The following is a 20595-nucleotide window of genomic DNA, read 5'->3' as shown; positions in this document are numbered from 1 at the left end:
CTAACATAGCGTGATCGTGACTTCAGGGTGGATATTAATATCGACATCAAGCAATTGATTTATCTATGCAATCTTGAGCGTGAACGCCATTTTGGCCGCGCGGCAGAGGCCAGCTTTGTCAGTCAGCCGACCTTATCGATGCGGTTAAAAAACCTTGAGCGCGAACTGGGTTTATCGCTGATTAATCGCAGCAACAACTTCGATGGCTTTACGCCGGAAGGGGAACGGGTGCTGACCTGGGCGCGTGAGATCGTGTCGGTTTACTCGGGACTGAAGCTGGAAGTCGAGTCGCTGAAGCATGGCGTCAACGGCACGCTGCGACTCGGTGTGATGCCACAGTGTAGTGTCGCCTTGCCGGCGTTATTAAAAGCGGTTGAAACACGTTATCCGCAGCTGGATTATCGCGTCTCCGCCATGAGTGCGGACCAACTGCTGGAAGCCCTCAACAGCCATACGGTGGACGGCGGGATTGGCTTCTTCGAACTCACCGCCCTGCGAGAACTACACTTCCAGACCGCACTGTTAAAAGATCCCGGCGTGGAGGCGATTTTTAATCCTCAACATTTTCCGGATTTACTGCAGCACGACACGCTTTCACTTTCACAGCTGGCGCAACAACCGCTGTGTCTTGCGGAACCTACGCGCTATTTCCGTCGTTACGTGGATAGCCAGCTGCGCGAAACCGGCCTGTTACCGCGAGTGATTGTGGAAAGTGCGTCGATTATGCAGTTGTTGCAGAGCGCGCAGGTGGGATTGGGCGTGATGGTGTCGCCGCGTGGGCATTTACTGCCGGAGATGCTGCAAAATCTGGCTAGAAGGCCGATCGAGATGGCGCCCATGGGACGCCAGGCTGCGTTAGTGATTGCTGAGCCGGGCAGGGCATCGCCGCTGGCTCAACATTTCTTTGACGAAGCGCGACGGCATCTGCCGGATTAACGCGTTTCGCCCAGCGCCATCCACAACCGATCCTGCCAACTGGCAAACGCCACTGCCTGTAACAGCGTGAAAATGCGCTCGGTTCCCCATCCTGCATTCAGCAAAGGCTGCAGGTGGGCTGCGCTAAAGCGCTCTGGTATGCGAACCAACTGGGCGCAAACGCCAATTAACGGCTGCGTTTCACCCGCTTTATCAACATCCGCCAGCAAAGCTTCGCGCTGACTGCCGGCATGACGTGCGAACTGGCGCTGACAGCCCAGGATACGCGCACTGGTTGCCAGCGCCAATGCGGTTTCCTCGTCATGATTTTCGCTGATGCGCTGTTGCAGGGTTGCCCAGCCATACAGCGCCTGCGCGTCATGCACCAGCAACCAAACCGCCTCGTCCAATCCTTCTATACCCTGACAAAAGGTCATCGCCGCCAGTTGGTCGGCGCTGGCATAGCGCAATTCAACCGGCTTAAGCGCGTGCTGCCATGCAACGTCACGGGCAAAGAACGCGACATCAGCATCCGCTGGCGGTGTTACGCCGGGTATCCAGCGTACCGGCAAGCCAATCAGAGCCTGCAGTGTCGCGACCACTCGCGCCTGATAGCTGACAAATCCCACCAGTTGATTGAGGGTGACGATATCCGGCTCAGTGAGCCCGACAGCATCCAGTGCGCTAATGCTCCCGGCGTTAATCAGTGCCGGTTGCATCGCCAACTGACGCGCGTACTGGGTGATTTGTGTCAGGCGGTTATTACTCTCGCGAGAGGAATCCGGCCCCGGCAGCGGATTTAGTCGTGCAGAGTAGTGATTACACAGACGCTGTACCCCCGCAACCTGCGCCACCGTCAACGCGGTACTGAGACGATCGTAGAGCGTTAAGGTATGGGTTAATGAGTTGCTGAGACTATCCGGCAGCAAAATCTGGCTGAGATCGCGCGCTGCCAGCAACGCCGGCTGGAAGCGAGTGAACAGCGGCTGCAGTGCAGTGGCTTCCTGCTGCAGACCCAATAAAAAACGATCTTCGATATAAGCGGCTTCGGGCACTAATGGCGCGGTGGCCTGGGTGTGCGGGCGAGTCTGGCTTTCATAAAACCAGTGGTCATGGCCGGGAGAACGGCGTTGTTCCATGGTCATTCCTTGCGCAAAAAACGGTTTGGGTACACGACGGGCAAATTTGAAAAGCTCATCGCCACCAAAAGGCTAGCTTATCGTCGCTGAAGCACCGGCTGTGGCAAAAGAATGAAGGGGAATAATTAAGATCGAATGAATCTATACGTCAGATAATTCAAGCAGTAGCACGTTAAAGGGGGGGAGTTTAGAGGGGAAGTCAGACCTGAACAGGGCGCTGAAAGAGCGAAACCTTCGCGGAGAAAAAAGGCGAGCACCCGGCTCGCCTTCAGAACTTATTTCAGTTCCAGCTCGTTCATCGCGGCAATGCTGAAGCCGCCATCAACGTGTACCACTTCACCGGTGATACCACCCGCCAGATCAGAGCACAGGAAGGCCGCAGAGTTACCCACGTCTTCGATGGTCACGGTACGGCGAATTGGCGTAACGGCTTCACAGTGAGCCAGCATCTTACGGAAATCTTTGATGCCTGATGCTGCCAGAGTACGGATTGGACCCGCTGATACGGCGTTAACGCGCGTACCTTCAGGACCCATCGCGTTCGCCATGTAGCGCACGTTGGCTTCCAGAGACGCTTTAGCCAGACCCATCACGTTGTAGTTCGGGATCGCGCGCTCTGCACCCAGGTAAGACAGGGTCAGCAGGGCTGAGTTCGGGTTCAGCATCGCACGGCACTCTTTTGCCATCGCTACGAAGCTGTAGGCAGAGATGTCGTGAGCGATTTTGAAGCCTTCACGGGTCACGGCGTTCACGTAGTCACCATCCAGCTGATCGCCAGGTGCGAAACCGATTGAGTGAACGAAACCGTCAAATTTTGGCCAGGTTTTTGCCAGTTCGGTGAACAGCGCAGTGATGCTCTCGTCTTCTGCCACATCGCACGGCAGAACAATGTCAGAACCCAAATCTTTAGCGAACTCTTCCACACGACTTTTCAACTTGTCGTTCTGGTAGGTGAAAGCCAGTTCTGCGCCCTGTTTGTGCATCGCCTGTGCAATACCGTAGGCAATGGAGAGTTTACTGGCAACGCCAGTAATCAGAATGCGCTTACCGGAAAGAAAACCCATAGCTGTAATCCTTATGGTCATTGTTGTTGGCGGTCGCAATGATTAAATAGTAGGCGACCGACGTTAATCGACGTGCGGATTCTAGCACGTCTCTCTCAAATGCGGTAAATCGCACCGCGTTTTAGCGATGTGATGAACAATCAACGCACTTTGCGCCAGGCTTCAGCGGTTAAGGCTTCGCCAAAATGGCTGGTGATCAGCCGCTTAGTGAGGTCATGCAGTGGCGAGGCCAGCACATCAGCCGTGCCGCCGCGTTCCACCACTTCACCCTGATGCATCACCAGCACCTGATCGCTGATGTGCTTCATCATGCCGATATGTTGCGTCACATAAATATAGGCGATGCCGTGCTTCTCCTGCAGTTCCAGCATCAGATTCACCAACTGCGAACGCATGGTCATGTCCAGTGAGGCGAGGGCCTCATCGGCGACAATCACCTTCGGCTGCAGGATGAGTGCGCGAGCCAGCGCAAGACGCTGTTTCTGGCCGGGGGCCAGCATATGCGGATAGTAACCGGCGTGATCGCGCAGCAAACCCACCTGGCGTAGTGTGGCAATAATGCGCTTCTCTCGCGCTTCATCATCCAGTTCGGTATTCAGGCGCAGCGGGAAATCGAGGATCTGACTGACGCGCTGGCGCGGATTAAGCGAGGTCGAAGGATCCTGAAATATCATGCGAATACGCTGGCTGCGATAACCGTAATCGCCATACTCCAGCGGATGATCGTCAATCAGCATCTCACCTGCCGTCGGGGCCACCATGCCGCTCAACATTTTCGCCAGCGTGGATTTCCCCGAGCCGTTCTCGCCAATGACCGCTAAGGTCTGCTTCTCACGCAAGGTGAAGCTTACCCCTTTCACCGCCTCAACATGCTGTCGGCGAAACAGACCGGTGCGATAGCGATAGGTTTTACTCAGGTTGCGCACTTCCAGCAGTGTTTCCATGCTTATTGTCCCTCCACATTTAACGGGAAGTGACAGGCAAACAGATGGGATTTAGTGCCGGTGAGGCGCGGCGTCTCAATGCATTTACGCTGCGCATAGGGACAGCGCGGTCCCAGACGACAGCCAATCGGTAAATGCTCCAGTGAGGGAATCGCACCGGACAGTGTGTTCAGGCGACTTTTATGCGGCAGCGCACTGCCAAAGTCGGGCATCGCGCGGATCAGCGCCTGGGTATAAGGATGATGCGGCGTATCCATTAAATCTTCACTCTGCGCGGTTTCGACGGTCTGACCGCAGTACATCACGTTAATGCGATCCGCCCACTGGCTCATGGTGCGCAGGTCATGACTGATCAGCAAAATCGTGGTGTTGTTATTTTGGTTTAGGCGGCTCAACAAGCGGAATATTTGTGCCTGCGTGGTCGGTTCCATAGCATTGGTCGGCTCATCGGCGATCAGCAGACGCGGCTGATTGGCCAGCGCGATGGCGATCATCACCTTCTGACACTCACCTTCCGTCAATTCATACGGGAAACTGCGCATGATGTCTTTGTGGTCTTTAATGCCCACGCGGTGCAACAGCTCGATGGAACGCGCTTTGCGCCAGAACCACAAACGCTGATACCAGCGCCCTTTAAAGGTCCAGCGTGGGATCGCCTGCATCAACTGGCGGCCGATGCTTTCAGAAGGATCCAGGCAGGATTGCGGTTCCTGGAAAATCATCGACACGTTATGGCCGACAATGCGGCGTCGTTCGCGCGGCGACAAACGCAGCAAATCGATATCATCGAACACCATACGATCGGCGGTGACGCGCCAGTTGTCTTTGGTTACGCCGCAAATCGCTTTGGCAATCAGGCTTTTGCCGGAGCCGGATTCACCTACCAGCCCACGCACTTCACCTTCACTGAGCGTCAGATTAATGCGATCAACGGCCTTCACCGGACCTTCTGAGGTCATGAACTCGATAGTGAGATTACGAATATCCAGTAACGGCATTATTCAGCTCCCGCTTCTACAGCACGACGGATGCCATCGCCCAGCAGGTTAACGATCAACACACTGACCATCAGCGCGACGCCGGGCAGCATCACGGTCCAGGGCGCGACATAAATCAGCTCCAGCGCATCGCCCAGCATCGCTCCCCATTCGGGTGAGGGCAGTTGTGCCCCTAAATCGAGGAAACCGAGTGCGGCAATGTCGAGAATGGCCATGGAGAGTGAACGTGTAAATTCCCCGACCAGCAGCGGCAGGACATTGGGTAGCACCGCGTTCCACAGAATATTCAGATTGCGCGCGCCATCGAGACGCAGCGCCACCACGTACTCTTTTTCCATCTCGTTATGTACCGCAGTATAGATCTCCCGCACCAGGCGCGGAATGATTGCCAGCAATACCGCCAGCATGGCGTGTTCAAGGCGTGGGCCTAAAAAGGCCACCACAATGATTGCCAGCAGCAGCGAAGGGATGGAGAGCAAGGTATCCAGCACGTGATTCATGACGGCAGAGCGTAAACCATGAGTAATGCCCGCCAGAACGCCAAGAATCAGCGCGCAGATTGCGGCCAAAACCGTGACCAGCAGGGCCGAGCCCACGGTCGGAGCCACGCCGCTCAGCAGGCGACTGAGCACATCGCGGCCCAAATCGTCGGTGCCGAGGAAGAAGGAGACATCCCCGTAGCGCGACCAGGAAGGGGGCAACAGCTGATAGCCGAGGAACTGCTGATCAATCCCATAGGGCGACAATAAGCCACCAAACAGGCATAGGAACAGCAGGGCGCCGAAACCGTACAACCCAATCATGCCACTGGTATCACGATAAAAACGCTGCCAGAACAGACGAAACGGGCTGGGCAATTTCGTCTCTGCATAGATATTATCTAAGGGCATACCATTCCTTGTGTTTCAACGGATTAAGCGCCGCACCCAGAATATCTGACAGCACGCTGACCAGAATCACCAAACCGCCGACCACCATCACACCGGCAGAGATGGCAGCATAATCCTGCTGACGAATGGCGTTGATCAACCAGCGGCCAATGCCCGGCCAGTTGAACACCACTTCCGTAATCATCGCCAGCGTCAGCATGGTGGAAAACTGCAAACCCAGACGCGGGATCACTGGCGGCAGCGCGTTGTGCAGCACATGGCGGCGAATCACGGTGAAGCGGGATAATCCACGCGTCGCCGCTGCCTTCACGTAGTTTTTATCCATCACATCACTGGTGCTGCTGCGCAGTAAACGAATCACCTCGGTGGTTGGCGCGACCGCCAGGACCACCACCGGCAAAATCATATGAGTCAGGGCACTCATCAACATCTCATGGCGCCACGGTGAAGGACTCAGCCAGGCATCAATCAGCGCGAAGCCGGTCACGTTTTGCACCGGGTAGAGCAGATCAAAGCGCCCGGAAACCGGCAACCAGCCCAGTGTCAGGGAGAAGAACAGGGTGAACAGCAGTGCCAGCCAGAACACCGGCATCGAGAAACCGAGCAGCGCCAGTGCGCTGATGGCTTTATCCTGCCATTTTTTGCGCATCACACCCGCGCAAATTCCCAGCGGAATACCCACCAGCAGCGCCAGCATGAAGGCCAGAATGCAAAGCTCCAGCGTGGCGGGGAACACCTCGCGCAGTTGCAGGTCGATCAGCTGGCCGTTGGTGCTGGAAACACCGAAGTCAAATTGCAGCAGGCCTTTAAACCAGAACCACCAGGCATCAAACAGCGAGGCACCTTCGAGCGGTGCATTCGGTGTAAAGTAGCTGAGACTGAAACTCACCAGCGACAGTAAAAACAGGGTGATCAGCAGCAACAGCAGGCGACGCAGTATATAGATGATCATGCTTACTCCTCGCTGCTCTCATCGCGGTAAACCCCGGCAAACGAGGCATTACCAAACGGACTTAGCACCAGACCTTTAATATCATGGCGATATGCCTGTAAACGCAACGATGACGCCAGCGGCAATACCGGTAATTCCTGCGCCAGAATTTGCTGTGCCTGATCGTAGCTGTCGATGCGCGCCGAAAGTTGTTGCGACAACAGCGCCCGTTGCAATGATTCATCAAAGGCCGGTGAACACCAGTGCGCAAAGTTGGTCTGCGAACGGATGGCTGCACAGCTCAACAGCGGCCGAAAGAAGCTGTCCGGGTCGTTACTGTCTGTTGCCCAGCCGGTCAGCGTCAGATCATGATTCATCGCCATCAACTGCGCTTCCTGGAAACGGCCTTCCACCGGCGCGATGGTGACGCGCACGCCAACCTGAGCCAAATCGGCTTGCAGCAGCTCAGCGGTTTTCAGTGGGCTGGGGTTCCAGGATTGTGAGGTGGTGGGCACCACCAGTCGCAAGTGCAGATCTTCCAGCCCAAGCGCTTTCAGCGCTTCACGAGCTTTCGCCGGATTGTATTCGGTGACCCGCGCATCATTATCATACGCCCAGGAAGCACGCGGTAAAATGGAGGCGGCGGTTTCAGCAGTGCCGTAATAGATCGATTCCATCAGGCGTTCGTTATTGATCGCCAGCGCCAGCGCGTGACGCACTTCCGGGCGGTCCAGTGGCGGTTTACGCGTGTTGAAAGCTAAATAGGCGATGTTCATGCCGGGGCGCAGCGTCATACGTAAACGCGGGTCATCACGCAGGATGGATAGCTGACTGGCTGCCGGATAGGCCAGTACATCGCATTCGCCGGTGAGCAATTTCGAAAGACGTCCCGTTCCGCCCACGCCAAGATCGATCACCACCTGTTGCAGACGCGGCACACCTTTCCAGTACTGCGGATTGCGCGCAAGGCGCAGATATTGCCCGGTGCGGTACTCGCTCAACTGGAACGGTCCGGTACCCACCGGTTCGCGATCCAGACGCTCCTGCTGGCCTTTCGCCGTCAGCTTGTCGGCGTATTCCTGTGACAGGATTGGCGCGTAATGCGTAGCGATGTGCCAGAGGAAAGAGGCGTCCGGACTGTTGAGACGGATTTCTACCGTGTCGTTGTCCAGTTTTTTAACGCTTTGTACCGAGTCAGAGAACTGCAAACTATCGAAATAGGGATAGCTGCCACCGTTGACGTTATGCCACGGATGCTGGCGATTGAACATGCGCGCAAAGCTGAACACCACGTCATCGGCATTCATTTTTCGCGTGGGTTTAAACCAGTTGGTGTGCTGGAAAGAGACATCTTTGCGCAGATGAAAACGATAAGTGGCACCGTTGTCACGCACTTCCCAGCTCTGTGCCAGGTCAGGAATCAGGCGATAAGTGTAAGGGTCCACATCCAGCAGGCGGTCATAGAGCTGTGCCGCCAGCGTATCCACAACCAGGCCGCTGCTGACCATTTGTGGATTAAAGGTATTGACCGTGCCATTGACGCAATAAACAAAACCGCTATTACGGATGTTATTGGTTGGTGCGGCCAGCGCAGACGCACTCAATACGCTGAGACCGAGCAGCAGCGAGGAGAATAATTTTGGCATAGAACTCAACGATTCTGAGGCAATAGCGTGAGTGTATCGCAAACGTCACGCACTCCCCAAATTCATGATGGTTCTGCGCTGTTTTTCGCCAATCTGGCGAAGGGGTAATCACAATGTTAGTGTGGAAATGAGAAAAATTCTCAATTAGGGCTTTACAGATGATAATAAGAATGATTATTATTCTTCTGCGCTTCGACGGTGGCTCTACCGAAGAAGAGCACGACATTGCTCACATTGCTTCCAGTATTAAGTTGCCCGCCTAGTGCGGGCTTTTTTTTGTGTGTCGTTTTTCCCGTCATCTTTTGCACTGCTGCTGCGTTGGCTGCGCGCACTAACCCCAGTCACATACTGATGTATGCTCCCGGGGATTAGTGCACTTGCCGCCTTGCATCAGCACAAAAGCTATAGGGAAAACCGACCCACACCTGAGCTGTCGTTGGAAAACTTTTCGACCAGTTAAACGATGATGTGGGGACTTCTCCGCTAGCAGCAAAGCCACGATGTACGCCCTAATAATCACCAGGGTGCACATTTTCATCTTATGTGGCTAAGGCTAATCCATATCACGTGCCGGATACCGTGCTTGTTCATAATTTATCGTAATTGTTCGTACGTCATCCGCAGTAATTCGGCGCCGCAGCGTTTGCAGCACGCGCTTTGGTGTTCAATCTTCGTCCCGCGCCTGAATGCCGTGCTTTTTCATCATGGCGCGTAACTGATGGTAGGTGACCCGCAGTAGCTCGGCGGCGCGGCGTTGCTTGTATTTTGCCTGTTGCAAGCTGGCTTCGACCAGGTCGCGCTCATGCTGATTTTGCCACTGGCGCAGATCAAGTGGCAGGGCGGGTAAGCCGCTGGTGTTGGGTTCAGAGTGGGTTTCAGGCGCGGCGTTGCGCGGGGCGAACGGGTTGATGATGATGTTATCCAGCTCTTCTTCTGCGCTGTGATGGCGATACACCGAGCGTTCCACCACATTCTTCAATTCGCGCACGTTGCCCGGCCAGCTGTGGGTGAGCAGCGTGAGCTGAGCACGTTCGCTGAAACCGGGGAATAATGGCAGGCCGAGTTCGCGGCACATCTGGATAGCAAAGTGTTCGGCCATCACCAGGATATCGCTGCGGCGTTCGCGCAACGGCGGCAGTTGCACCACATCAAAAGCGAGGCGATCGAGCAGGTCGGCGCGGAATTTTCCTGCCGCAGCCAGTGCGGGTAGATCTTCATTGGTGGCACACACCAGACGCACATTGACCTGCAAGGACTGATTGCCGCCAACACGCTCTAACTGGCCGTATTCGATGACACGTAGCAGCTTTTCCTGCACCAGTATCGGCGCGGTCGCCAGCTCATCGAGGAACAAGGTGCCGGCGTCAGCACGCTCAAAGCGGCCAAGATGACGTTTTTGCGCGCCGGTAAACGCCCCGGCTTCGTGGCCGAACAGTTCGGAATCGAGCAGGTTTTCATTCAGTGCCGCGCAGTTCAGCGACACAAAAGGCCCTTGCCAGCGATCGGAGAGATAGTGCAGGCGGCTGGCAATCAACTCTTTACCGGTTCCGCGTTCGCCAATGACCAGCACCGGTTTTTCCAGCGGCGCGAGACGGGAAACCTGCTCCAGCACCTCCAGAAAGTTATTCGATTCGCCCAACAGGTTATCGTTACCATTTGCCATGATGAATTTCGCCACTGGTTAATCAATTTCACTACATTAATGGATGCCCGCGCGAATGTAAAATATGCAAATTGTGCAAAATCAATGAATTAAAAGTTGGCACGGCATTTGCATTAAGAAACCGTGCACCGCACAACCACATGACAAATAGAGGAACATCATTATGGGTATTTTTTCTCGTTTCGCCGACATCGTGAACGCTAACATCAATTCCCTGCTGGAACGCGCCGAAGATCCGCAGAAACTGGTACGCCTGATGATTCAGGAAATGGAAGACACGCTTGTGGAAGTTCGCTCCACCTCAGCGCGCGCGCTGGCAGAAAAGAAACAGCTGCTGCGCCGTATCGAGCAGGCCGAAATTCAGCAGGCTGAATGGCAGGAAAAAGCTGAGCTGGCCATCAGCAAAGAAAAAGAAGACTTAGCGCGTGCTGCGCTGATTGAAAAACAGAAACTAACCGATCTGATTGCAGCACTCAAACAAGAAGCCATTCAGGTTGAAGAAACACTGGATCGCATGAAAAGCGAGATCGGTGAGCTGGAGAAAAAACTCAGCGAAACCCGTGCCCGCCAGCAGGCCCTGACGCTGCGCCATCAGGCGGCATCGTCTTCCCGCGATGTGCGCCGTCAGCTGGACAGCGGCAAGCTGGATGAAGCCATGGCGCGTTTCGAATCCTTCGAGCGTCGTATCGACCACATGGAAGCGGAAGCGGAGAGTCAGCGTTTTGGTAAGCCAAAAGGTCTCGACCAGGAGTTTGCCGAGCTGAAAGCTGACGACGAAATCAGCCAGCAACTGGCCGCGCTGAAAGCCAAAATGAACCGCAGCGAGTAAGGGACGTGGGGCTCGACGCTGAGCCCCTCGACCAGAGTGTTAATGATTAAGGAGAGTCAATGAGCGCACTTTTTCTCGCCATACCCCTGACGATCTTCGTGCTCTTTGTAGCGCCGATCTGGTTATGGCTGCACTACAGCAACAAACGCAACGGTGGCGCGGAACTGTCATCAGGCGATATGCAGCGTCTGCAACAGCTGACGCAAGACGCGCGCCGCATGCGTGAACGTGTGGAAGCACTCGAAGCCATTCTGGATGCGGAGCATCCAAACTGGAGGCAACCATGATGAATGGCCGCAAATTGTGGCGCATCCCGCAGCAAGGCAAAGTGCGCGGCGTCTGTGCCGGTCTGGCGGAGTACCTGGATATTCCGGTGCGCCTGTTACGTGTGATTGTGGTGCTGTCGCTGTTTTTCGGGTTGTTCATGTTTACCGTGGTGGCGTACTTCATCCTGGGCTTTGTGCTGGATGAAAAGCCCGCAGATGCACCCGACCAGCATACGCCAACTGCACGTGATTTACTGGATGAGCTAGAAACATCGTTGAAAAGTGATGAGCGTAACGTGCGAGATATCGAACGCTACGTCACCTCCGAGACCTTCAGCGTGCGCAGCCGCTTCCGTCAAATCTGATTTTTTCCGCCGGGCCCACTGCGGGTCCGCTTCACCGCATATTCTTAAGGAGTGGAGATGTACAATTCGCGTATGACTGCTCTGCGCCGCCGCGCAACACCTGCGTTGAAGTCGGCGGGGAAATTCATCATCATCAGTGCAGTAACCTATGGGCCCGGCGGGTTAGCTGGCTGGGCAGTGAAATCGGTGGCGCGTCGCCCGTTGCGCCTGCTTCTGGCGGCCGCCCTGGAACCGTTGCTGAGTAAGGCATTCAAACGCCTGTCAGCACGTTTCGTCAGGGAGATGGATGAAAAGACTGCAAAATGAACTGGCGGCGTTGATGAATCGCGGTGTTGACCGCCACTTACGTCTTGCCGTAACGGGGCTGAGCCGCAGCGGCAAAACCGCGTTTATCACCTCGCTGGTGAACCAACTTCTCAATGTACACAGCGGCGCCCGTTTGCCGCTGTTTTCCGTGGTGCGTGAAGAGCGCCTGCTGGGTGTCAAACGTGTGCCGCAGCGTGAGCTGGGCACGCCACGTTTTACCTATGACGAAGGGCTGGCGCAACTCTATGGCACGCCTCCCATCTGGCCAACGCCGACACGCGGCGTCAGTGAAATGCGTCTGGCGCTGCGCTATCGGCCAGAGCAATCACTGCTGCGCCACTTCAAAGATACCGCCACGCTCTATCTGGAAATCGTCGATTACCCTGGTGAATGGCTGCTCGATCTGCCGATGCTGGCGCAGGATTACCTCAGCTGGTCACGACAGATGATGGGCTTGCTGCAGGGCGATCGCCAGCAATGGGCGGCGCGCTGGCATAGCCTATCTCAGGATCTCGATCCTTTTGCTGCAGCGGACGAAAATCGTCTGGCGGAGATTGCCGCGGCCTGGACGGATTATCTGCATCAGTGCAAAACCGAGGGATTGCACTTTATCCAGCCTGGCCGCTTCGTGCTGCCGGGCGATATGGCAGGTGCCCCGGCGCTGCAGTTCTTCCCGTGGCCACAGGTGGATGAGATTCACGCCAGCAAGCTGTTGCAGGCTCCCGCCGGCAGTAACTTTGCCGTGCTGCAACAACGCTTTAACTATTACTGCCAGCATGTGGTGAAGGGTTTCTACAAAAATTATTTTCTGCGATTTGACCGCCAGATCGTGCTGGTGGATTGTCTGCAACCGTTAAACAGCGGGCCGCAGGCGTTCAATGATATGCGGCTGGCACTGACGCAGTTGATGCAAAGCTTCCATTACGGGCAGCGCACGTTGTTCCGCCGTCTGTTTTCCCCGGTCATCGACAAACTCTTGTTTGCCGCCACCAAAGCCGACCATATCACGGCCGATCAGCACGCCAATATGGTGTCGCTGTTACAACAGTTGGTTCAGGATGCCTGGCAAAACGCGGCATTTGAAGGGATCAGCATGGATTGCCTTGGACTGGCGTCGGTGCAGGCCACCGAAAGTGGGCTGGTGGATCATCGTGGTGAGAAAATGCCAGCACTGCGCGGCCATCGTCTTAATGATGGCGAAGCGCTGACCTTTTATCCCGGCGAAGTGCCTCCACGTTTGCCCGGGCATCAGTTCTGGCAGCAGCAGGGATTTCAGTTTGAACAGTTCCGGCCGCAGCAGTTGGATGTTGATCGGCCGCTGCCGCACATTCGCATGGATGCCGCGCTGGAATTTTTACTTGGAGATAAATTGCGATGAGCGACGAAACCCCATTAAAACCGCGCATTGATTTTGCACGACCGCTTGAAGCGGAGGCGCAGCAACCACTACGTGCGGCGCAAACTTTTAGTGAGGAAAGCGAGAGCGCGTTTCTTACCACTCAAGAGTCAGAGCCGCTGGCAGAGGGCGAAGGTGAAAAAGTGGTTGAGGCCGCGCTACGCCCCAAACGCAGTCTCTGGCGCAAGCTGGTAGGGGCCGGCCTGGGGATTTTTGGCATCAGCGTGGTCGCACAGGGCGCTCAGTGGATGCACGATGCATGGATCACGCGTGATTGGTTTTCACTCGGCACCGGCGTGGCTGGAAGCCTGATTGTGATTGCCGGAGCCGGGGCATTAATTGGCGAATGGCGTCGTCTTTATCGACTGCGCCAGCGAGCCGAAGAGCGGGATATCGGGCGGGAATTACTGCACAGCCACGGTATCGGTAAAGGCCGTGCTTTTTGCGAAAAGCTGGCCCAGCAGGCGCAGCTCGATCAGGCGCATCCGGCTTTGCAGCGCTGGCACGCGGCGCTGCATGAAACCCATAACGATCGTGAAATTGTGATGCTTTACGCGCAACTGGTGCAACCGGTGCTGGATCGTCAGGCGCATCGCGAGATCAGCCGCCACGCTGCGGAATCGACACTGATGATTGCGGTGAGTCCACTGGCGCTGGTGGACATGGCGTTTATTGCCTGGCGCAACCTGCGGCTGGTCAATCGCATTGCGGCTATTTATGGTATCGAGTTGGGGTATTTCAGCCGTATCCGCCTTTTTCGTTTAGTGTTGCTGAATATGGCCTTTGCCGGTGCTTCCGAGCTGGTGCGTGAAGTGGGGATGGATTGGATGTCGCAGGACATCGCGGCCCGTCTCTCGGCACGCGCTGCTCAGGGTATCGGTGCTGGTTTGCTAACCGCGAGATTAGGCATCAAAGCTATGGAATTATGCCGTCCGCTGCCCTGGCTGGAAGATGATAAACCGCGTCTCGGAGATTTCCGTCGGGAATTACTGGTTCAGCTGAAAGAATCCCTGTCTAAGAGTGGGGATAAACCAGGGCAGGCTGCTAAATAACATCTCTTTGTTCACCTTTCACGCTGCTAACTGGGTGAAAGGTGAAACTATCTTTGTTAAATGTGATATTTGGCGGGATTATTGTGCGTCGTTCCGCTACACTTCTTCGCGTCACCTGCCTCAAACTGTCAACTTTTCATGACAGCCCCCTTCTGAGGCGCTGCAAGTTAGCGTATTATCACTAAAATCAAAACCTGACTAAGGCTCATCGCAATGCGTTTGGAAGTTTTCTGCCAGGACCGCATCGGTCTGGCGCGCGAGCTACTCGACCTGCTGGTTGCGCGCAACATCGACTTGCGCGGTATTGAAATTGCGCCGCTCGGTCGCATCTATCTCAACTTTTCTGCCCTTGAATTCGAACCCTTCAGTACGCTGATGGCGGAAATCCGTCGTACACCTGGCGTAACAGATGTGCGCACCGTTAGCTACATGCCCTCTGAGCGTGAACATCGCGCGTTGAGTGCATTACTCATTGCTATGCCGGAGCCGGTGTTCTCTATCGACCTTAAATGCAAGGTGGAACTCGCCAACCCGGCAGCGCAAAACCTGTTTAATCTCGATGAACAGAAGCTGCGTAATCAGAACGCCGCGACTCTGATCACCGGTTTCAATTTCCAGCGCTGGATCGAGAATGAGCGTGTGGAAGCCCAGGCACATCACGTTGTTATTCAGGGCCGTGATTTCCTGATGGAAGCCCGACCGATTTATCTGGCGGAAGAAGAGGGGCAGAGCGATCAGCCCGTCGGCGCAATGATCACGCTGAAATCCACCGCCCGTATGGGACGACAGCTGCAAAATCTCACCGTGACGGATGAGTCGGAATTTGACCACATCGTGGCGGTGACGCCAAAAATGCGTCAGGTGATCGATCAGGCTCGTAAACTGGCGATGCACGACGCGCCACTGCTGATTGTCGGCGATACCGGCACCGGCAAAGATATGCTGGCACGCGCCTGCCATCTGCGCAGCGCACGCGGTAAAAAACCTTTTCTGGCGCTTAACTGTGCGTCTCTGCCGGATGATGTGGCCGAGAGTGAGCTGTTTGGTCACGCGGCGGGCGCTTATCCGAACGCGCTGGAAGGCAAGAAAGGTTTCTTTGAACAGGCCAATGGCGGCTCGGTGCTGCTGGATGAGATTGGTGAGATGTCACCGCGCATGCAGACAAAACTGCTGCGCTTCCTCAACGATGGCACTTTCCGTCGCGTGGGTGAAGAACATGAAGTGCATGTGGATGTGCGCGTCATTTGTGCCACGCAGAAGAACCTGATCGAGCTGGTGCAACGGGGTGAGTTCCGTGAAGACCTGTTTTACCGCCTTAATGTACTGACGCTCAATTTGCCGCCTTTACGTGAGCGCCCGCTGGACATCCTGCCGCTAACAGAGATGTTTGTGGCGCGATTTGCCGATGAGCAGGGACTGCCGCGTCCGCGTTTGTCACCGCAGTTGGCACCGTTCCTGACACGCTATAACTGGCCGGGTAATGTGCGGCAGTTGAAAAATGCGCTGTATCGCGCACTGACGCAGCTGGAAGGCTACGAGTTACGTCCTCAGGACATCATTCTGCCTGAGCAGGCGTTAGATGTGACGCTGGGCGAAGAAGCGATGGAAGGTTCGCTGGATGAGATCACCAGCCGTTTCGAACGTTCGGTGCTGACGCGGCTCTACTTGTCTTACCCAAGCACGCGCAAACTGGCAAAACGCCTGGGAGTGTCGCATACCGCGATTGCCAATAAACTGCGAGAATACGGGTTGGGGCAGAAGCGCGGCGAGAGCGAGTAATTTTACAGCGCTTATCTCACTGCCATAAAAAAGGGCGCACTTTATGAAGTGCGCCCTTATCACATCATCTTAATACTTACTTCAGTGCAGCCAGTGCCGCATCATAGTTGGGCTCTTCGGTGATTTCGTTCACCAATTCGCTGTAAATCACTTTGTCGTTTTCATCCAGTACCACTACTGCACGGGCAGTCAGGCCTTTCAGTGGGCCATCAGCAATCGCCACACCGTAATCTTCTTTGAACTCAGCACCGCGCAGCGCAGACAGGGTCACCACGTTGCTCACGTTTTCTGCACCGCAGAAACGAGACTGGGCAAACGGCAGATCGGCAGAGATGCACAGCACTACAGTGTTGCTGGATTCGCCAGAACGCTCGTTGAACTTGCGCACTGATGCCGCGCACACGCCGGTATCAATACTTGGGAAAATGTTCAGAACTTTGCGTTTACCTGCATACTGAGAAAGGGAGACGTCACTCAGGTCCTTTGCGACCAGAGAGAAAGCTTTTGCCTGTTCGCCAGCCTGCGGGAAGTGACCTGCAACCGGGACCGGATTGCCCTGAAAGTGAACATTCTGAGACATACGATTTCCTTTTAGCGATGAAAAAGTCTGGCATTAAGCCTGCCAGAGCAGATATAGCGTTTGTTTATGACATAATTTTGAAGGGTTTACGAGCGCATTTCGTCGCGATAGCAGAAGCACATCGCAATTAAGCCACGGATTTAAGGAGAATTAATGAGAACAGTGAAGAGTTATCCAGAGGCCTGGCCGTTGCATTCGCCGTTTGTTATTTCACGCGGCAGCAGGACGGAAGCGCATGTTGTGGTGGTCGAGATTGAACAGGACGGCCTGAAAGGAGTAGGTGAAGCGACTCCTTACGCACGCTATGGCGAAAGTGAAGACTCGGTGCTGCAACAAATTGCCGCGCAGTTGCCTGCGATACAAAATGGTATGACGCGAGCGGAGTTGCAACAGGCATTAGCGGCCGGTGCCGCGCGGAATGCGCTCGATTGTGCCTTATGGGATCTGGAACGCCAGCAACAGAATAAAAGTTTGCAGGCGCTGTGCGGTGTTGAGTTGGCAGAGGAAATCATTACGGCGCATACGGTGAGTATTGATACACCAGAAGCGATGGCCAGCAGTGCATTAGCGTTGTGGCAACATGGTGCGCGTTTACTGAAGATAAAACTCGATCATCATTTGATCAGTGAACGTCTGGTGGCGATTCGCAGTGCCGTACCGGAAGCGACGTTAATTGTGGATGCCAATGAGTCCTGGCAGGCAGAGGGACTGGCGGCACGCTGTCAGCTACTGGCAGATTTAAACATTGCGATGCTCGAACAACCGCTTCCGGCAGCCGAAGATGCCGCATTGGCGAACTTTGTCCACCCACTTCCTATCTGTGCGGATGAGAGTTGTCACACCCGGGAGAATCTGGCGCAGTTGAAAGGGCGCTATGAGATGGTGAACATCAAGCTGGATAAAACCGGCGGATTGACGGAAGCCCTGGCGCTGGCAAAAGAGGCGCGTCAGCAAGGGTTTGCAGTGATGCTCGGCTGTATGCTGTGTACTTCAAGGGCAATCCGCGCGGCGTTACCGCTGACACCGATTGCAAAATTCGCCGATCTTGACGGCCCAACCTGGCTGGCTGCCGATGTTGAGCCGTCGCTGCATTTTTCACACGGCGTGCTTAAGCCTGCGGCTGCCAGCGCAGCAGGTTAATCATCGCATCAAGGTACACTTCAGTCGCTTCATCCACTGAAATGGGCGGCATCTCGGCGGTTATGCACAACAAGCCGAGATCGTCGCACCAGCTGCCAAATGATCCCGGCGTGGCATAGCCGACGCTGCTCACCACCGGTAATTGCGTTTGTTCTGCCAGCCACTGCGCAAGCTGACTGTGGTGGGGATCGTCAATGCAGGCCAGAGGCTCATGCCAGGACACCACCCAGCGCGGCTTGATTTGATGGATCAACTGACAGAGTGCGCGCGTTTCCGGCTCGGAAGCGGGGTCGCTGCCCGTTGACAGCACCACATCACGCTCATCAGCTGCACTGTTCCAGCGATACACCGTGTCGCCATTTTGCCAGTTGGCGGCCGGGAAATTGCGATTGAGATCGACACCGTTGGCATTGGCACGCAGGCCCAATTGGCATCCATCCGGATTCACCGCCAGCACCACATGATGGCGGCGCAGTGGCTCCGGCAGCGTGCGCATCGCACCGGATAAGGTCGCGACGGCGGCATTTTCATCACCGTGCGTGCCGGCAATGATCAACCCACTGTCGGCATCGGCCGCAGGGGCCGGGAACCACAGCAGCGGTGCGCCGAGCACCGATTGTCCATATTGTTGCCAGACCGCGTCGAGTTTGCCGCGCAGCGGGCGGGGATGATGTGACGACATGACATTCCTCTCTGAAATCGAGCAATGAGCGCCTGGATAGCAAGGCGCTTCAGGATTTAAAAATGTGACCGACAATTCAGCCTCAACATAACGGTAAACAGCAGACAGGGAAATAGCTATATATCAATCAGCAATTTGCGATAGAGTCACCAAAGACGCTGGCGACGCAGACCTCTTCGCAGTCGCCATTTTTTTGGGTAAAGGAGTGGTGATGAAATTAACTTTCCGCAAGACGCTGGCCGCCGTAATGATTGCTGGTGTTTTCTCACCGGTGTTTGCTGCTAATGTGCCAACGGGCGCACAGTTAGCGCCAACACAGGAAATTGTTCGCCATATTAAAGACGAACCCGCTTCGCTGGATCCCATGAAAGCCGTGGGTCTGCCAGAAATTCAGGTTATGCGCGATTTGTTCGAAGGGCTGACCAATCAGGACGCACACGGCAAAATCGTGCCGGGCGTGGCTGAAAGCTGGCACAGCAATGACAACAAAACCTGGATTTTCACGCTGCGCAAAGATGCGCGCTGGTCAAATGGCGAACCGGTGACAGCGCAGGACTTCGTTTATAGCTGGCAGCGCCTGGTGGAGCCGAAAAACAGTTCTCCCTTTGCGTGGTTTGCCGCGCTGAGTGGTATCGAAAACGCGGATGCCATCACCAAAGGGCAAATGAGTGCCGATAAGTTGGGTGTCACAGCCACCGATGCCAATCATCTCAAGGTGACCTTGTCACGCCCTGTGCCGTGGTTCCCGAGCATGGTAGCCAATGCCGCGATGTATCCGGTATCGCAGAAGGTGATTGAGCAAAATCCTGATAGCTGGACGTCGCCCGGTAAACTGGTGGGCAACGGCGCCTATCAATTGCAGGATCGCGTGGTGAACGAAAAAATTGTGTTGGTGCGCAATCAACACTACTGGGACAACAGCCATTCCGTACTCACCAAAGTGACCTTTATCCCCATCAATGAAGAGTCCAGTGCCACCAAACGTTACCGCGCGGGCGATATCGATATCACCGAATCTTTCCCGAAAAATATGTATGCGCTGCTGAAAAAAGAGCTGCCGGGACAGGTGTATACGCCGGATCAGTTGGGCACCTACTATTACGCCTTTAACACCGAAAAGGGCCCGACCGCCGATGTGCGCGTGCGTAAAGCGCTGTCATGGAGTATCGATCGCCGCATTATCGCCGAGAAAGTGTTGGGTACCGGGGAGAAACCGGCCTGGCACTTCACACCTGACGTCACGGCAGGATTTACACCGCAGCAAAGTTATCTGCAACAGCACAGCCAGCAGGAGTTGAATGCCCAGGCAAAAGCGCTGCTGACGTCGGCGGGCTACGGTCCCGGCAAGCCGCTGCATTTGACGCTGCTGTATAACACCTCGGAAAGCCATCAGAAGATCGCCATCGCCGTGGCATCGATGTGGAAAAAGAACCTTGGAGTGGACGTTACGCTGCAAAACCAGGAGTGGAAAACCTACATCGACAGCCGCAACAGCGGTAATTTTGACGTGATTCGCGCGTCATGGGTCGGGGATTACAATGAGCCTTCCACTTTCCTGAGTCTGCTGACCTCAACACACACCGGCAATATCGCCCGTTTCCACAGCGCGGATTATGATGCGGTGCTGACTAAAGCCAGCATGGAAACCAGCGTGGCCGCGCGCAACACCGACTACAACAAAGCGGAGCAGATCATTGCCGATCAGGCGCCGATCGCCCCGATCTACCAATATACCAACGGGCGTCTGATCAAGCCGTTTGTGAAAGGATATCCGATCACTAACCCGGAAGATGTCGCTTACAGCCGTGAGCTGTGGATCGAAAAGCATTGATGTAACCTTTTAATCAGCAGAGTGATGTGATTGCATGCGTGCTTGTTAACCGGTGCAATGGGTTAGGGAGGCGCATGCCATCGCACCGCTGCTGCTCACGTTTCACTGGTGTTAACTGCTTCCTTGTCATCTTTGCTCACAGCCTGATGATTGCAACTCCTCTGCGCCACGCTAGACTG

Annotated in this window: 20 protein-coding genes; 10 read left to right on the top strand and 10 right to left on the bottom strand. The window is 55.2% G+C overall.

Features of this window, described 5'->3' with window-relative positions; all coding sequences use genetic code 11:
- Nucleotides 1–39: 39 nt before the first annotated feature.
- On the top strand, nt 40–936 hold the full coding sequence (locus FD744_RS04325; RefSeq protein ID WP_160867464.1) for a LysR family transcriptional regulator: 897 nt from the start codon (nt 40–42) through the stop codon (nt 934–936).
- On the opposite strand, the gene FD744_RS04320 is transcribed toward FD744_RS04325, so the two are convergent.
- The 8 genes from FD744_RS04320 to pspF all read right to left on the bottom strand — a co-directional run bounded on the left by FD744_RS04320 (nt 933) and on the right by pspF (nt 10190).
- Complete coding sequence (locus tag FD744_RS04320) at nt 933–2054, bottom strand: oxidoreductase (RefSeq protein WP_160867429.1); 1122 nt, start codon at nt 2052–2054, stop codon at nt 933–935. The genes FD744_RS04325 and FD744_RS04320 overlap by 4 nt on opposite strands.
- 275 nt (nt 2055–2329) lie before the next feature.
- Nucleotides 2330–3118, bottom strand: a complete 789-nt coding sequence (fabI, locus tag FD744_RS04315) for an enoyl-ACP reductase FabI (RefSeq protein WP_007892455.1) — start codon at nt 3116–3118, stop codon at nt 2330–2332.
- Between the two features lie 140 nt (nt 3119–3258).
- Nucleotides 3259–4062 carry a putrescine export ABC transporter ATP-binding protein SapF gene (gene sapF, locus FD744_RS04310; RefSeq protein ID WP_160867428.1) on the bottom strand — a complete coding sequence of 268 codons (804 nt, stop codon included), beginning with the start codon at nt 4060–4062 and terminating at the stop codon, nt 3259–3261.
- Nucleotides 4063–4064: 2 nt separating this feature from the next.
- Nucleotides 4065–5060 carry a putrescine export ABC transporter ATP-binding protein SapD gene (gene sapD / locus FD744_RS04305; RefSeq protein WP_160867427.1) on the bottom strand — a complete coding sequence of 332 codons (996 nt, stop codon included), beginning with the start codon at nt 5058–5060 and terminating at the stop codon, nt 4065–4067.
- Complete coding sequence (sapC, locus tag FD744_RS04300; protein ID WP_160867426.1) at nt 5060–5950, bottom strand: putrescine export ABC transporter permease SapC; 891 nt, start codon at nt 5948–5950, stop codon at nt 5060–5062. The genes sapD and sapC overlap by 1 nt, the downstream gene beginning before the upstream one ends.
- On the bottom strand, nt 5937–6902 hold the full coding sequence (gene sapB, locus FD744_RS04295) for a putrescine export ABC transporter permease SapB (protein WP_034821411.1): 966 nt from the start codon (nt 6900–6902) through the stop codon (nt 5937–5939). Before sapB ends, sapC begins: the two co-directional genes overlap by 14 nt.
- Nucleotides 6903–6904: 2 nt before the next feature.
- Nucleotides 6905–8527: an ABC transporter substrate-binding protein SapA gene (gene sapA / locus FD744_RS04290; protein ID WP_160867425.1), complete on the bottom strand. Its 1623-nt coding sequence runs from the start codon at nt 8525–8527 to the stop codon at nt 6905–6907.
- Between the two features lie 664 nt (nt 8528–9191).
- Nucleotides 9192–10190: a phage shock protein operon transcriptional activator gene (pspF, locus tag FD744_RS04285; RefSeq protein ID WP_160867424.1), complete on the bottom strand. Its 999-nt coding sequence runs from the start codon at nt 10188–10190 to the stop codon at nt 9192–9194.
- 163 nt (nt 10191–10353) lie between these two features.
- Between pspF and pspA the strand changes: the two genes are divergently transcribed.
- The 7 genes from pspA (at nt 10354) to tyrR (ending at nt 16183) form a co-directional block, all read left to right on the top strand.
- Nucleotides 10354–11019, top strand: a complete 666-nt coding sequence (pspA, locus tag FD744_RS04280) for a phage shock protein PspA (RefSeq protein ID WP_160867423.1) — start codon at nt 10354–10356, stop codon at nt 11017–11019.
- Nucleotides 11020–11078: 59 nt separating this feature from the next.
- Complete coding sequence (gene pspB / locus FD744_RS04275; protein WP_034821383.1) at nt 11079–11306, top strand: envelope stress response membrane protein PspB; 228 nt, start codon at nt 11079–11081, stop codon at nt 11304–11306.
- Nucleotides 11303–11650: an envelope stress response membrane protein PspC gene (pspC, locus tag FD744_RS04270; RefSeq protein WP_034821381.1), complete on the top strand. Its 348-nt coding sequence runs from the start codon at nt 11303–11305 to the stop codon at nt 11648–11650. Before pspB ends, pspC begins: the two co-directional genes overlap by 4 nt.
- 57 nt (nt 11651–11707) lie before the next feature.
- Nucleotides 11708–11956, top strand: coding sequence for a phage shock protein PspD (pspD, locus tag FD744_RS04265; protein ID WP_034821379.1), 249 nt, complete (start codon nt 11708–11710; stop codon nt 11954–11956).
- Nucleotides 11937–13334: a YcjX family protein gene (locus FD744_RS04260; RefSeq protein ID WP_160867422.1), complete on the top strand. Its 1398-nt coding sequence runs from the start codon at nt 11937–11939 to the stop codon at nt 13332–13334. The genes pspD and FD744_RS04260 overlap by 20 nt, the downstream gene beginning before the upstream one ends.
- Entirely contained in the window at nt 13331–14404 is a 1074-nt protein-coding gene (locus FD744_RS04255; protein WP_160867421.1) for a YcjF family protein, read from the top strand. Before FD744_RS04260 ends, FD744_RS04255 begins: the two co-directional genes overlap by 4 nt.
- A gap of 213 nt (nt 14405–14617) precedes the next feature.
- Complete coding sequence (tyrR, locus tag FD744_RS04250) at nt 14618–16183, top strand: transcriptional regulator TyrR (protein ID WP_034821366.1); 1566 nt, start codon at nt 14618–14620, stop codon at nt 16181–16183.
- 76 nt (nt 16184–16259) lie between these two features.
- Here tyrR and tpx read toward each other — a convergent pair whose 3' ends face one another.
- Nucleotides 16260–16763: a thiol peroxidase gene (tpx, locus tag FD744_RS04245; protein ID WP_034821364.1), complete on the bottom strand. Its 504-nt coding sequence runs from the start codon at nt 16761–16763 to the stop codon at nt 16260–16262.
- Nucleotides 16764–16916: 153 nt separating this feature from the next.
- Between tpx and ycjG the strand changes: the two genes are divergently transcribed.
- Complete coding sequence (ycjG, locus tag FD744_RS04240) at nt 16917–17903, top strand: L-Ala-D/L-Glu epimerase (RefSeq protein ID WP_097117023.1); 987 nt, start codon at nt 16917–16919, stop codon at nt 17901–17903.
- Here the strand turns inward: ycjG and mpaA are convergent.
- Nucleotides 17872–18585 carry a murein tripeptide amidase MpaA gene (gene mpaA, locus FD744_RS04235; RefSeq protein ID WP_160867420.1) on the bottom strand — a complete coding sequence of 238 codons (714 nt, stop codon included), beginning with the start codon at nt 18583–18585 and terminating at the stop codon, nt 17872–17874. The genes ycjG and mpaA overlap by 32 nt on opposite strands.
- 211 nt (nt 18586–18796) lie before the next feature.
- Between mpaA and FD744_RS04230 the strand changes: the two genes are divergently transcribed.
- Nucleotides 18797–20416, top strand: coding sequence for an ABC transporter substrate-binding protein (locus FD744_RS04230; protein ID WP_160867419.1), 1620 nt, complete (start codon nt 18797–18799; stop codon nt 20414–20416).
- Nucleotides 20417–20595: the final 179 nt, after the last annotated feature.

It is taken from the genome of Pantoea sp. Taur (genome assembly GCF_009830025.1).
Taxonomy (GTDB): domain Bacteria; phylum Pseudomonadota; class Gammaproteobacteria; order Enterobacterales; family Enterobacteriaceae; genus Pantoea; species Pantoea communis.
This window is presented reverse-complemented; position numbering and strand designations above follow the sequence as displayed.